Annotated in this window: 12 protein-coding genes; 7 read left to right on the top strand and 5 right to left on the bottom strand. The window is 72.7% G+C overall.

Translation table 11 applies throughout. The features are described 5' to 3' along the window. Positions 1-317: 317 nt before the first annotated feature. Positions 318-605: a chorismate mutase gene (locus AB0E14_RS32510; RefSeq protein ID WP_362426456.1), complete on the bottom strand. Its 288-nt coding sequence runs from the start codon at positions 603-605 to the stop codon at positions 318-320. A gap of 327 nt (positions 606-932) precedes the next feature. Between AB0E14_RS32510 and guaA the strand changes: the two genes are divergently transcribed. From guaA to AB0E14_RS32490, 4 genes are all read left to right on the top strand, one after another. Continuing rightward, positions 933-2,534, top strand: a complete 1,602-nt coding sequence (gene guaA, locus AB0E14_RS32505; RefSeq protein WP_362426453.1) for a glutamine-hydrolyzing GMP synthase — start codon at positions 933-935, stop codon at positions 2,532-2,534. A 162-nt stretch (positions 2,535-2,696) separates the two neighbouring features. Then, positions 2,697-3,515, top strand: a complete 819-nt coding sequence (locus AB0E14_RS32500; protein ID WP_362426450.1) for a class II aldolase/adducin family protein — start codon at positions 2,697-2,699, stop codon at positions 3,513-3,515. A gap of 179 nt (positions 3,516-3,694) precedes the next feature. Further along, complete coding sequence (locus AB0E14_RS32495; RefSeq protein WP_362426447.1) at positions 3,695-4,927, top strand: hypothetical protein; 1,233 nt, start codon at positions 3,695-3,697, stop codon at positions 4,925-4,927. Positions 4,928-5,015: 88 nt separating this feature from the next. Beyond that, positions 5,016-5,567: a TQO small subunit DoxD gene (locus AB0E14_RS32490; RefSeq protein ID WP_362426444.1), complete on the top strand. Its 552-nt coding sequence runs from the start codon at positions 5,016-5,018 to the stop codon at positions 5,565-5,567. Positions 5,568-5,723: 156 nt separating this feature from the next. Here AB0E14_RS32490 and AB0E14_RS32485 read toward each other — a convergent pair whose 3' ends face one another. Next, positions 5,724-7,076 carry a PspC domain-containing protein gene (locus tag AB0E14_RS32485; protein ID WP_362426441.1) on the bottom strand — a complete coding sequence of 451 codons (1,353 nt, stop codon included), beginning with the start codon at positions 7,074-7,076 and terminating at the stop codon, positions 5,724-5,726. A gap of 171 nt (positions 7,077-7,247) precedes the next feature. On the opposite strand from AB0E14_RS32485, the gene AB0E14_RS32480 reads away from it, so the two are divergent. Next, positions 7,248-8,516 carry a PspC domain-containing protein gene (locus AB0E14_RS32480; protein WP_362426438.1) on the top strand — a complete coding sequence of 423 codons (1,269 nt, stop codon included), beginning with the start codon at positions 7,248-7,250 and terminating at the stop codon, positions 8,514-8,516. Then, complete coding sequence (locus AB0E14_RS32475; RefSeq protein ID WP_362426435.1) at positions 8,513-9,220, top strand: response regulator transcription factor; 708 nt, start codon at positions 8,513-8,515, stop codon at positions 9,218-9,220. Before AB0E14_RS32480 ends, AB0E14_RS32475 begins: the two co-directional genes overlap by 4 nt. A 9-nt stretch (positions 9,221-9,229) precedes the next feature. Here the strand turns inward: AB0E14_RS32475 and AB0E14_RS32470 are convergent, their stop codons facing one another. Both AB0E14_RS32470 and AB0E14_RS32465 read right to left on the bottom strand, forming a co-directional pair. Further along, complete coding sequence (locus AB0E14_RS32470) at positions 9,230-9,634, bottom strand: DUF3291 domain-containing protein (protein ID WP_362426432.1); 405 nt, start codon at positions 9,632-9,634, stop codon at positions 9,230-9,232. Between the two features lie 81 nt (positions 9,635-9,715). After that, a complete protein-coding gene (locus tag AB0E14_RS32465; RefSeq protein ID WP_362426429.1) occupies positions 9,716-10,816 on the bottom strand; it encodes an NlpC/P60 family protein in 1,101 nt (366 codons plus the stop codon). A gap of 347 nt (positions 10,817-11,163) precedes the next feature. Here AB0E14_RS32465 and AB0E14_RS32460 point away from each other — a divergent pair, with 347 nt between their 5' ends. Further along, positions 11,164-11,517, top strand: coding sequence for a hypothetical protein (locus AB0E14_RS32460; RefSeq protein WP_362426426.1), 354 nt, complete (start codon positions 11,164-11,166; stop codon positions 11,515-11,517). 119 nt (positions 11,518-11,636) lie between these two features. Here AB0E14_RS32460 and AB0E14_RS32455 read toward each other — a convergent pair whose 3' ends face one another. Further along, positions 11,637-12,803, bottom strand: coding sequence for an NlpC/P60 family protein (locus tag AB0E14_RS32455; protein ID WP_362426423.1), 1,167 nt, complete (start codon positions 12,801-12,803; stop codon positions 11,637-11,639). Positions 12,804-13,078: the final 275 nt, after the last annotated feature.

Raw genomic sequence — 13,078 nt, 5'->3', positions numbered from 1 at the left:
GGGGGGGGGGGGGGGGGGGGGGGGGGGGGGGGGGGGGGGGGGGGGGGGGCGGGGGGGGGGGCGCCGGGGGCCCCCCGGGCCCCCCCCCGCCCTTTCTGGGTGACCGGGCTGCTGTCCCCTGCCGTCCGGTCACGCGCGCTGGGGCGAGGTCCCACGACGTACTTGCGGTACGTCACACGCCCCAGCGAAGCCACGCGTGGTTTTTTCGGGCCCGCCCCTGGCTGGCACGGACAACGGGACCAACGAAGGGGTGCGGGAGCCGGTCACGCGCCGTACGGGTGAGAGCGGGCCCGAACGCAGGTCCGCAGGGTGCGTGGTCAGATGCGGCCCCGGCAGAGCTCCAGCATCGTCATCGCGAGCGCCGTGCCCGGCTTGCCCAGCGCGTCCCTGTAGTGGCCGAGCACCTCCATCTCGCGCGCGAGGTTCACCCGGCGGCCGCCGGAGCCGATCCGGGCCTCCTGGATCACCGCCGAGACGGCCATCCGTTCCTGGATCAGGCCGATGATCCGGTCGTCGAGCGCGTCGATCCGCTCGCGCGCGTCGCCGATGAGCGCGGCCGCCTCGTCGGTGCGGGCGCCGGTCTGCTCGGTCTTCGTGGCGGTCATGGTGGGGCTCCTCGTCGTGGTGGTGGGTGCCCCGGAGCGACACGGCCCGGAAACGACAGAACGCCCCGGGCCTTGTCGGCCCGGGGCGCCTGGGAAGTCGCTTGTCAGTTGCTCAAGCAGCACGACCATGGCAGCCGGACGGGCCGGTGCCATAGGTAAAGACGAAGGTCGTGAGCTTGCGCATGCGGACAGTATGCCCCCCGGCGCGGGGCGGGGGACAAACCGGGTTCGGATGGTGAGACGAAAAGTGACACCGGCGCGCCGGTAGAATCGACAAATAGCCCCCCTCTCGGGGGACCCCCTCCCTACCGCCGGAAGGCCGCCGTAGTGTCATCAGCGACTCCCGCTGCCGCGCCCGACGTCACCAACCCGGACGTAGTCCTCGTTGTCGACTTCGGGGCTCAGTACGCCCAGCTCATCGCCCGTCGCGTCCGTGAGGCGCGGGTCTACAGCGAGATCGTCCCGTCCACCATGCCGGTGGCCGAGATGCTGGCCAAGAAGCCGAGGGCGATCATCCTCTCCGGCGGCCCGTCCTCCGTGTACGCGGAAGGCGCCCCGCGCCTCGACCGCTCCCTCTTCGAGGCCGGCGTGCCCGTCTTCGGCATGTGCTACGGCTTCCAGCTGATGGCGACCACCCTCGGCGGCACCGTCGACAACACGGGCGCCCGCGAGTACGGCCGTACCCCGCTGCACGTCTCCAAGGCCGGATCGACCCTCTTCGAGGGCACCCCGACCGAGCAGTCCGTGTGGATGTCGCACGGTGACGCCTGCTCCGCCGCCCCCGAGGGCTTCGCCGTCACCGCGTCCACGGACGTCGTGCCGGTCGCCGCCTTCGAGAACGACGAGAAGAAGCTGTACGGCGTCCAGTACCACCCCGAGGTGCTGCACTCCACGCACGGCCAGCAGATCCTGGAGCACTTTCTCTACCGGGGCGCCGGCATCGAGCCGTCCTGGACCACGGGCAACGTGATCGAGGAGCAGGTCGCGGCCATCCGCGAGCAGGTCGGCACCAAGCGCGCCATCTGCGGTCTCTCCGGCGGCGTCGACTCCGCCGTGGCCGCCGCGCTCGTGCAGAAGGCCATCGGCTCGCAGCTGACCTGCGTGTACGTCGACCACGGTCTGATGCGCAAGGGCGAGACCGAGCAGGTCGAGAAGGACTTCGTCGCCGCGACCGGCATCAACCTGAAGGTCGTCGACGCGCAGGAGCGCTTCCTCACCGCGCTCGCCGGGGTCTCGGACCCCGAGGAGAAGCGGAAGATCATCGGCCGCGAGTTCATCCGCGTCTTCGAGCAGGCCCAGGCCGAGATCGTCGCCGAGTCGGCGGGTGCCGGCGAGGACGTCGCCTTCCTCGTCCAGGGCACGCTCTACCCGGACATCGTCGAGTCCGGCGGCGGCACCGGCACCGCGAACATCAAGTCCCACCACAACGTGGGCGGTCTCCCCGAGGACCTGGAGTTCGAGCTCGTCGAGCCGCTGCGCCAGCTGTTCAAGGACGAGGTTCGCATGGTCGGCCAGGAGCTGGGCCTGCCCGAGGAGATCGTCCAGCGGCAGCCGTTCCCCGGCCCCGGCCTGGGCATCCGGATCGTCGGCGAGGTCACCAAGGACCGTCTGGACCTGCTGCGCGAGGCCGACGCCATCGCCCGCGAGGAGCTGACGGCCGCCGGTCTCGACCGCGAGATCTGGCAGTGCCCGGTGGTCCTGCTCGCCGATGTGCGCTCCGTGGGCGTGCAGGGCGACGGCCGGACGTACGGCCACCCGATCGTCCTGCGCCCCGTCTCGTCCGAGGACGCGATGACGGCGGACTGGACGCGGATGCCGTACGACGTGCTCGCGAAGATCTCGACCCGGATCACGAACGAGGTCGCCGATGTGAACCGCGTGGTGCTCGACGTGACGAGCAAGCCGCCGGGCACCATCGAGTGGGAGTAGTCGCTCCCGTACGTGTGTGAGACCGCCGCCCCCGTCGTCCAGGGGCGGCGGTCTCGTCGTTTCGGCGGATTGTTCGGGGCCTTCGGTGCGTTCGGCGTTCTGGGCGCGTTCGGTGTGTGATCTGTCTGGTCAGTTGCGGGGTCCGGCGTTACCTTCCCGCGCATGACCGAGACACCGTCACCGGCTCCGCAGCCGGCTCCGTCACCGGCACCCGTACCCGTCGATCGGCTCCACGTCGCGATGCCTCCCGTCCACGAGACCGTCGACGAGGAGCGGACGTACCGCAAGCAGAGACTCGCGGGCGCGCTCCGGCTCTTCGCGCGGTTCGGGTACGAGGAGGGCGTCTCCGGTCATGTGACCGCCCGGGACCCCCAGTACACCGACTGCTTCTGGGTGAACCCCTTCGGCGCGCCCTTCGCCGAGCTGACCGCGAGCGACCTCGTCCTGGTCAACGGTGACGGGCAGGTCGTGCGGGGCACCGCACCCGTGAACCAGGCCGCCTTCGCCGTCCACGCCGAGGTGCACCGGGCGCGGCCGGACGTGGTCGCCGTCGCGCACAGCCACTCCACCCACGGGCGGGCGCTGGCCGCGCTCGGCGAGCTGATCGAGCCGATCACCCAGGAGGCCTGTGCCTTCTACCAGGACCACGCCCTCTACGACGCGTACACCGGCGTCGCCGTCGACCGCGAGGAGGCCCGGCGCATCGCCGTCGCCGTCGGCCCGTACAAGGGCATCGTGCTGCGCAACCACGGGCACCTGACCGTCGGTACCTCGGTCGACGCGGCGGCCTGGTGGTTCATCGCCATGGAGCGGTGCGCGCGGGTGCAGCTGACCGCGCGAGCGGCGGGCAAGCCGGTGCCGATCGGGCACAAGGACGCGGTCGCCACCCGGGAGCAGCTCGGCGCGGATCTCGCCGCCTGGATCAACTACCAGCCGCTGTGGCGCCGGATCAGCCGCGCGGAACCCGAACTGCTGTCGTAGAAGGTGGCCTTAACTGTCCGTACGTCAATGTGATGACGCTTCAATCACTCGCGCGCGGGGCGCTCGGAGCGGACCGGAGGCTGTTCGGTGCGGCACAATTCCCAGGAATCAACGCTCAGTTGACGGAAGATCGGCCCAAGTCGGCGGACGGTCGGCGGACGGATCGGGAAGTGAATGCCGTGGCGGTGCAAGAGGCGAGACAGTGCCATGACCACGCGGGGTGCGCGGAGAGCGGGCGCGCGGGACACCGGCGTGCGGTCGCCGCCTTCCTCGCCCGGCGGGACGAACTCGCCGTCGGCGAGGGCGTTCCCGCCGCCGTCGCGCATTCGCCCGGCGCCTCGCGGCAGTGGGTCTCCGAAGCGCTCGCCCAGTCGGCCCGCGCGGTCGCGGCGGGCGGCCGTGGCGCGGGCGAGGCCTGGCTGCGGTCGGTCCGGTCGGCGACCCTGGGGGTCGTCTGGGGTCTGGTCGTCGCCCTGCTGCTCGCGCAGGCGCTGACCGCGATCGGCGCGGGCTGGACGGGGCCGCGCACGGCCGGTCTGGCCGCCGCGCTCGTCCTCGCCGTGCCGCTCACCTTCGCCGCCCACGCGCACCGGGCGCGCGGCGGGATCCTGGCCCCGCTGATCGGGGAGGACAACCGGCTCTCCACCTCCCGCGCGGTCGCCGCCTGCTGGCTGCTCCTCGCCGTGTACGTCGTGGTCTTCCTGGCCGTGCGCCTGGCCACCGGCGACATCGACCGGGTCGGCCTCGGGGTCCGGCACGGCGCGGGACTGCTCACCGTCTTCGCGCTGACGGCGGCGGTCGCCGTCGCCGCCCGCCGGATCGTGTGGGGGCGGGTGGTCGGCAAACGGCTGCAGAAGGTGCCCGCCGACCGGCCCCGCGCCGCCGACCTGCTGTGCGACGACGACGGCCGTGCCGCCCTCACCGACATCGCCTACGTCCTGGCCTCCGGCGCCGTCCTCGTCCTCGCCGCCGTGCGGCTCGGGCGCGCCCCCGACCGGCTGCCCGAGGTGCCCTGGGCGCTCGTGCTGCTCGTCGCCGTCGCGGCGGCCGGCTACCTCGCCGCCCTGTGCACCCAGGGCGGCCGGCCCGTCATCCTCTCCGTCGTCCGCTCCCGCGAGGCCGGCGACCTGGACTCCGCGATCAGGACGGGCGACGACATCGAGATCAGGGGCGCCGGATTCGTACCGCCCGGCGCGTCCGGTCCGGACGCGTTGACCCGACTGGTCGTGCGCGTCGGAGCCGTCCACGCCCACGTCCCCCTGGTCCCCGTGCCGGGCGGCTTCGCCAACCCCACGGACTCCGTCCTGACCGTCCCGCTCCCGGTCGACGTGGAGCCGGGGCGGGTCGACGTGTGGGTGGTGACGGCCTCGGGCGTGGAGACCGATCGGGTCACCATCGACATCGTCGACTGAACACGCGCGGCGTTCTCCACGTATCCACAAAGAGGGGGTCCGGGGACAATCGGTTCTGCGGACAGTGTCGTGGAGAGGCAGGCCGACGATGTCACATCGGAACGATGGACCGACGTGGGCGGCGGGGGCGCCGGGAGAGCCGGGGGCGAGACCGGCGGGGGCGGCCGGGCGGATCGCCGCCTGGAAGGAGCTCGGGTCGCGGTACGCGCTGCTGCCACTGCGCCTCTTCCTCGGCGTCACCTTCATCTACGCCGGCCTCGACAAGATCACCGACTCCGCCTTCATGGCCGACTCCGGCAGCGGGTCGATCGGCGAGATGATGCGCGGCGTCCGGGACAGCTCGGCCGTCCCGGCCCTCGTCGACCTGGCGCTCGAGAGCCCCGTCGGCTTCGGCTACGCCATCGCCCTCGGTGAGCTGGCCGTCGGCATCGGCACCCTGATCGGCCTGTTCGCCCGAGTGGCCGCGCTCGGCGGTGCGCTGATCTCGCTCAGCCTCTGGCTGACGGTCAGCTGGCAGGCCACCCCCTACTACTACGGCAACGACCTCGCCTATCTCATGGCCTGGCTGCCGCTCGTGCTGGCCGGTGCGTCCTCCTTCTCGCTCGACGCGTTCCTCGCCGAACGTCGGCGCACCCGGTAGGCGACCCAGGTCGCCAGTGCGGCCACCCCGAGGCCTCCGCAGAGCACCGGGATCACTCCGTACCAGGGGATCGCCCAGGCGTTCGCGGCGTCGCCCGCGTACATCACGGCGAGCGCGAGGGCGGTCCCACCGGCGACGAACCGGCCCGGTCGGAACTCATGAAGCAGCACGGGTGACCTCCACCTGTCCGAGACCGACCTCGAGCGAGAGGTTCACCGTCCCTGCGGGCGCGGTGCCCGCCGGCGGGGCCAGCGTCCTGCTCTCGTCGAGGCCGGGTGCGATGTCGATGTCCTCGGGCCGCTGCTGCGGCAGCTGCACGTCGCCCAGCCCCACCTGCGCCCGCAGCTTCACCGTGACGTTCTTCGGCACGATCACCTCCAACTTCCCCGCGCCGACCTCCGCCTCCGCGTCGACCGTCGTGCCCGCCGGGACGGCGAGGCCGGACAGATCGAGCGTGCCGACGCCCGTCCCCAGTTCGTACCGGGGCTGGACGGCGGCGACCGACGCCGGTTTCCAGGTCGTACGGACCCACTCCGTGGAGATCTCCTTGGGCAGGGCCACCGCCACCGCGAGCAGGCCCGCCGTGACCACGGTCATGAAGATCGTCCCGAACCCGGTGCGGCCGAGGAAGCTGCTCACCACCAGACCGAGTCCGAACACCGCCAGCGCCGCGACGAGCCCGATCTGCAGGCTCGTTCCGAACGGCTGGGTCTCCCACGACAGGCCCGTGCCGAGCCCGCCCGCGAGCAGCGCGAGGAGGAGGACCGCGCCGCCGATCGAGCGCGGCCCGCGCCGGACCTTCGAGGCCTGCGGCCGCCGCACGCCCGCCGCGCCGTCCGAGCCCCACTGGCTGCCGGGCACCGGAACCTCGCCGCTGGGGAGCCGGCCGTCCGCGTCCGCGCCGTGCGGGCCCCAGAGATAGCCGACGGCGACCCGGCCGGTCGAGCCGTCCTTGACTATGGGGTCCTTCCACCAGGAGGGGAACTCCACCAGCGGCGGAGCCTTCGCCTCGGGCGGAGCGTCCGCGACGGTGGCCGCCGTCGCCGCGTCCTTCCGGCCCTCGGGGGCGCCGGACGCGACCTGCGCGCGCCGCTGCGACCAGACCGCCGCGCCGCACACCGCTATCGACAGCAGCATCGCGAACGCAAGGGTCCCGCCGTTTCCCAGCATCGACAGGAAGACGCCGCAGCCCACCAGGGCCATCAGGACCGCCGCGAGCGCGGCCCCGTCGACGCGGCCGGAAAGCAGCCTGCGGCCCTCGTTCTCCTCCTCGCCCGCGGCCGGGACGACCAGCCACGCGAAGCCGTAGAAGATCAGCCCGAGGCCGCCGGTCACGGACAGCACACCGATCGCGATGCGGAAGATCACCGGATCGAGGTCGAAGTGCCGGCCGAGGCCACCGCACACGCCGGCCACGACCCGGTGCTGCCGCGAGCGGCGCAAGGACGTGACGGGCGGGGCCTCCGCCGGCGGCGGGGCCTCGTGCGAGGAAGGCGTGGAGCTCGTCATGCGTCCATGGTGACCGCCGCCGTCCCGCCGCGGCACCGGGATCGACCCTGGCCCGACCCTGATATTCCGGCGCCGGACCACCCCGAGAGTCTCCTAGGGGCCGCTTCCTAGGGGCGATCTCAGGGACCGACCCTGATGTGCCGCCCGGGCCGGACGTGTGACGATCGGTGCATGCCAGCAGCCGCCCGAGTCCCCGAGACCGACGAACCGCCCGTGCGCAAGCTCTACCGGAGCGCCGACGGACGGTGGCTCGGCGGTGTCGCGCGCGGCCTCGCCGGCCATCTCGGACTGCCCGTGGTCTGGGTCCGCGTGATGTTCGTCGGCCTTCTCCTCGCGGACGGTCTGGGCGCCCTGCTCTACGCCGTGTTCTGGATCGTCGTCCCGCTCGGTGTCGGTGGCCGCAGCGCGCCCCGCCCGGTCTTCGAGACCACCGCGGACGGGCGGCGCAGGCTGCGCAAGCCCGACCGGGGCCAGATCTTCGCGCTGATCGCACTCGCCGTGGGCGCCGCGGTCTTCGCGGGCAACATCGACTGGGGCAATCGCACCGACCGCTATGTCTGGCCCCTCCTCCTCATCGGCGTCGGCGTGGTCCTCGTCTGGCGGCAGGCGGACAACGCCCGCCGGGCCAGCTGGACCGAGGCCGGCCGCCGGCGGCGCACCCTCCAGCTCGTCCGCGGTTTCGCGGGCGTCGCCCTGGTCGGCATGGGGCTGACCGTCTTCATGGTGGTGCGGGGCTCGGCGGCCCAGCTGGGCACGGCGCTGACCGCCGCGATAGCCGTCCTCACCGGCATAGCCCTGCTCGCCGGGCCGTGGCTGGTCCGGATGTCGCAGGACCTCTCCGAGGAGCGGACCATGCGCATCCGCGCCCAGGAACGTGCCGAGGTCGCGGCCCATGTCCACGACTCCGTCCTGCACACGCTGACGCTGATCCAGCGCAACGCGGACGAGCCCGGCGAGGTGCGCCGGCTCGCCCGGGCGCAGGAGCGGGAGCTGCGGAACTGGCTGTACAAGCCGGAGGGCACCGGCAAGGACGAGAGCGAGGAGCCCGAGACCCTCGCGGAGGCGGTCAAGCGGTCCGCCGCCGAGGTGGAGGACAAGCACGGCGTCCCCCTGGAGGTCGTGGTCGTGGGCGACTGCCCGCTCGACGAGAAACTGGCCGCGCAGATGCAGGCCGCGCGCGAGGCGATGGTCAACGCCGCGAAGTACGGTGGCGAGGGCGGGGCCGTTCAGGTCTACGCGGAGGTGGAGGGCCGTACGGTTTTTGTCTCCGTGCGGGACCGGGGACCTGGCTTCGACCTCGACGCGGTGCCCGAGGACCGGATGGGCGTACGAGAATCGATCATCGGCCGGATGCAGCGCAACGGCGGTTCGGCGCGGCTGCGGTCCGTGCCCGGCGGGGGCACCGAAGTGGAGCTTGAGATGGAGAGGGCGGACGGATGAGCGACGAGACCGGGACCGGGACGACGGCGGAGCCGGGTGCGGGGCGCCGGGTGCGGGTCGTCCTCGTCGACGACCACCGCATGTTCCGGACGGGCGTGCAGGCCGAGATCGGCCGGACCGACGTCACCGGCGTCGAGGTGGTCGGCGAGGCCGCCGACGTCGACCAGGCGGTCACGGTGATCACCGCGACCCGCCCGGAGGTCGTCCTGCTCGACGTGCACCTGCCGGGTGGCGGCGGGGTGGAGGTGCTGCGCCGCTGCACGAGCCTGATGACGGCGAGCGAGGATCCCGTGCGGTTCCTGGCCCTGTCGGTCTCGGACGCCGCCGAGGACGTGATCGGGGTGATCCGGGGCGGCGCCCGTGGCTACGTGACGAAGACGATCACGGGCACCGACCTGGTCGACTCGATCTTCCGGGTCCAGGAGGGCGACGCGGTCTTCTCCCCCCGGCTGGCCGGTTTCGTGCTCGACGCCTTCGCCTCCACCGACGCCCCGCCGGTGGACGAGGACCTGGACCGACTGACCCAGCGCGAGCGTGAGGTGCTGCGGCTGATCGCCCGTGGGTACGCGTACAAGGAGATCGCCAAGCAGCTCTACATCTCGGTGAAGACGGTCGAGTCCCATGTCTCGGCGGTCCTGCGGAAGCTCCAGCTGTCCAACCGGCACGAGCTGACGCGCTGGGCGACGGCCCGTCGCCTCGTCTGAGGACACCGGCTAGCCCCGGCTCTTCGCCGCCTCCGCCGCGAGCCTCTGCTTGCCCTCGTCCCAGGCGAGCGGCAGACGCTCGGCCGGCACCTCCCAGAAGGTGAAGGTGGAGTCGCGCATCGTGGAGCGCAGTCCGGTCATGATCGAGCGGTGCGGTTCGGCGCGGGCGTAGGCGTAGAGGGCGTCGCGGTCCTCCCATGCGGAGAGGGTGTAGAACGTGCGCTTCAGCGGCTGGGCGATCAGCGAGGCGCCCAGCGCGCCCGGCGCCGACTTCACCTGCCGCCAGGCGGCGAGGGACTTCAGGAAGAAGCGGGGGACGTCCGCCAGGGAGCGCACCTCGAAGCGTGAGGCCATGGCGTAGGCCTCGGTGCCGGGGCGGGCGTGGTTCGGGACGGTCCAGGGCAGGGTGGGCATGACGAGTCCTCTCCACGTATGGATAGTGGCGCTACCTATAGTAGATAGCGCCACTATCCAAGCGTCAAGACTGTCCGAGCGTCACGCCACTCGCGTCGCCCCCGCGAAGGGCATCTCGTCGATCGGTGCGACCCGCACCGGCGCGCCGGGCCGGGGCGCGTGGATCATCTGGCCACCGCCGATGTACAGACCGACGTGACTGATGCCGGAGTAGAAGAACACCAGGTCGCCCGGGGCCAGTTCGGATTGGGAGACCCGACGCCCCGCGTTGATCTGCGTGTACGTCGTCCGGGGCAGCGACACCCCGGCGGAGCGCCAGGCGGCCTGCGTGAGCCCCGAGCAGTCGTACGCCGAAGGCCCCGTGGCGCCCCACACGTACGGCTTGCCGATCTGGTCCCTGGCGAAGGAGATCGCCTGCGCGGCGCGGCTGTTCGGCGCCGTGACCGGGCCGCGCGCGGCGGAGTCCCGGTCGGCGCGGCTCCCGGCCGTGTCCGTGCCGCCCACGGAGCCGGAGTCCGAGCCGGTGTCGCTCCGCCCCGAGCCTGCCGCCGCCGCCTCGTACCGGGCCCGCTCCTCGGCGGTCAGCCGGGCCAGCAGTGAGCGGGCCTCCCCGAGCTTGGCCTGCACGGCCGCCTTCTGCCGCCGCACATCGGCCTCGTGCCCGCGCAGCTGGGTGAGCCGCTCGTCCGCCTCGGCCCGCAGCTGCCTGATCCCGGTGAGCTCGCGGCGCACCGAGGTGATCGCCGCCGCCTGCCGCTCGCCGGCCTTCTCGGCGATCGCGGCGCGCGCCAGGTACTGCGCGGGGTCGGAGGTGAGCGCGAGCCGCACGGCGGGGTCCAGGCCCCCGGCCCGGTACTGCGCGGTGGCGATCGAACCGAGGCCGTTGCGCATGGTGTTGAGCCGCTCGGTCCTGCGGGCCGACTCGTCCCGCATCCGGTCGAGCGCGTCGCGGGCCGCGTCCGCCTTCTCCTTCGCGCCGTTGTACTTCTCGGTGGCCACCTCGGCCTCCTGGTACAGCCGGTCCACCTTCGCCTTGACCTGAGCGGCGGTGAGCCGGGGCTCGGCGTGCCCGGAGCCCTCGAAGACGGTCGCCGTCGCCGCCGAGGCGAGGGCGAGCGTGGCGGCGGTCCGTGCCGCCTGGCCGCCGAGGGGGGACTGCTTGGGCTTCCGGTGCGCTGCCACGAGGGCGGGTCACATCCTCTCCCTGTGGGGGTCGATGCCCACCGGGTCCGGCGATGGGCCGCACAGGGGAGACGGCCCACCGCCGGATTTTCTCGGCGGGGGCGACCGACTGCCGCCGGAAGGACCGACGGTGGTGGGGAGCCGGCCACCTGGGGGAGGACGCTAAACCTGGCCGTCACCCGGCGGCGGGGAGTTGATCGCTATTGGCGCCAGTTGATGGTTGGGGACCGTTCCCGTCCGGCCGCCGCGACGGGAGGGCGCCGCATTCCGGCGCGGGCGTGACCGAACGGCCCGAGGAGCTGGACCCGGCCGAACGCGGGTGCTATGCCCCGGTTAGGCTCCGCCCCATGGACGTCCTCATCAATGTCTTCGTCGCCCTGCACATCATCGGAATCGCCGCGCTGCTCGGCGGGTTCCTCACCCAGATGAAGGCGATGGGCGCGGGTACGGCTCGCTTCACCCCCGCCATGCTGCACGGCGCGCTCACGATGCTGGTCACCGGCATCGCGCTGGTCGGCCTCAACCAGGCCGACGACCAGACGGTCAACAACGTCAAGGTCGGCATCAAGATGGCCGTCCTCGTCGTCATCCTCGCGCTCGTGTACGTGAAGCGGGACGAGGAGACGGTCGACAAGGGCCTCTTCGCCGCTGTCGGCGGCCTGACGATCGCCAACATCTTCATCGCGACGCTCTGGACCTGATCGCCGACCGGCCGAACGACCGACCGGCGGGCTGGCCGAACGTCGGCGACGACCCGGCCGCGCGTGGGCGCGGCCGGGCGGAGGCCGCCGCGGCGGGGCGGGGTCGGGCGCCGATGCGGCTAGGCCGGGCGGACGCTGCCGTAGATCGGCATGTAGTAGATCGACTCCTCGCGCACGTTCGCGCCCGGCTTCGGGGCGTGGATCATCTTCCCGTCGCCGATGTACAGGCCGACGTGGCTGATGTCGTCGTAGAAGAAGACGAGGTCGCCCGGGAGCAGGTCGTCCGTCGCGACCCTGGTCCCCACCTTCACCTGGTCCCAGGTGGTACGGGGCAGATCGACGCCCGCGGCCTTCCAGGCGGCCTGCGTCAGCCCCGAGCAGTCGTACGAACTCGGGCCCGTGGCGCCCCACACGTACGGCTTGCCGATCTGGGCCCGGGCGAAGGCGAGCGCCTTCTCCGCCTTGGCCGCGTACGTCGAGTCGCCCGCCCCGCTGTCCGGCGGCGGTGGGGTCGGCTCGGTCGGCTGCTGGGCCTCCTCCTGCCTCTTCCGCTCGGCCTCCGCCGCCTTCGCCCGGGCCTCGGCCTCCGCCTTGGCCCGTGCCTCCGCCTTGCGCCGGGCCTCGGCCTCCCGCTTGCGCTCCAGCTCCGCGAGCCGCTCCTTCTCCTCGGCCGTGAGCCGGGCCAGCAGCGTCCGTGCCTCGCCCAGCTTCCGCTGGACGGTCTGCTTGGTCGTGCGCAGGGTGGCCTGTGACTCGGTCAGCGTCTCCAGGCTCTTCGTCGCCTCCGCCCGCTGCTTCGCCGCCGCCACCCGCTTGCCCTCGTAGTCCGCCACCGCGCTGCGCTGGCGGTCGGAGAGCCGGTCCATGAGGTGGGTCTGGTCGAAGTACTGCTGCGGGCTGTCCGCGAAGATCAGCGCGGCGGTCGGGCCGACGGCCCCCGCCCGGTACTGCGCCGCCGCGTACGAGCCGAGGGCCCGCCGCGACTCGTTGATCTCCTCCGTGCGCTTGGCCACGTCGTCGAGCAGCCGGTCGACCTTGCGCCGCTGCTCGTCGGTGGACTCCTTGGCCCGGTTGTACTGCTGCGTGGCCGTGCCGGCCTGCCGGTAGAGGTCGTCGACCTTCTTCTGGACCTCCTCCACCGTGGGCTTCGGGGGTGCGCTGGGCACGGCCTGGGCGCTCTGCGAGGTCAGCAGGGTGACCCCGGCGAGGGCGGCCGTCGTGACCCCGACGGCGGGGGAGTGCGGACGTGTCGGGCGCGGCTTGCGATGGGACGCCAAGACCGGCATCTCCTTCCGTGGCCGCCGAGGGTGACGACCGGCGTCAACTGCCACGAGGCAGGGCCGGGTTCGGCGTGAGCGGCCCGCTCGGCGCGTTCGCCGCCGGAGAGGAACGGGCTGCCTGGGCGAGCACGCTAGCCAACCCGTGGGGCGGCTGGGAAGGGCGATGTGCGATATGCCCGATACATTTTCGTGACCTGAAGCGGACTATCACCCTCCGTAAGATGCGGGTCACTTCGGGCGGCGGTCGCGGGCTCCCGCGGGGGCGGCGGCAGGCTTCTCCG

The sequence above is a fragment of the Streptomyces sp. NPDC047981 genome, assembly GCF_040653315.1.
Classification (GTDB): Bacteria; Actinomycetota; Actinomycetes; order Streptomycetales; family Streptomycetaceae; genus Streptomyces.
This window is presented reverse-complemented; position numbering and strand designations above follow the sequence as displayed.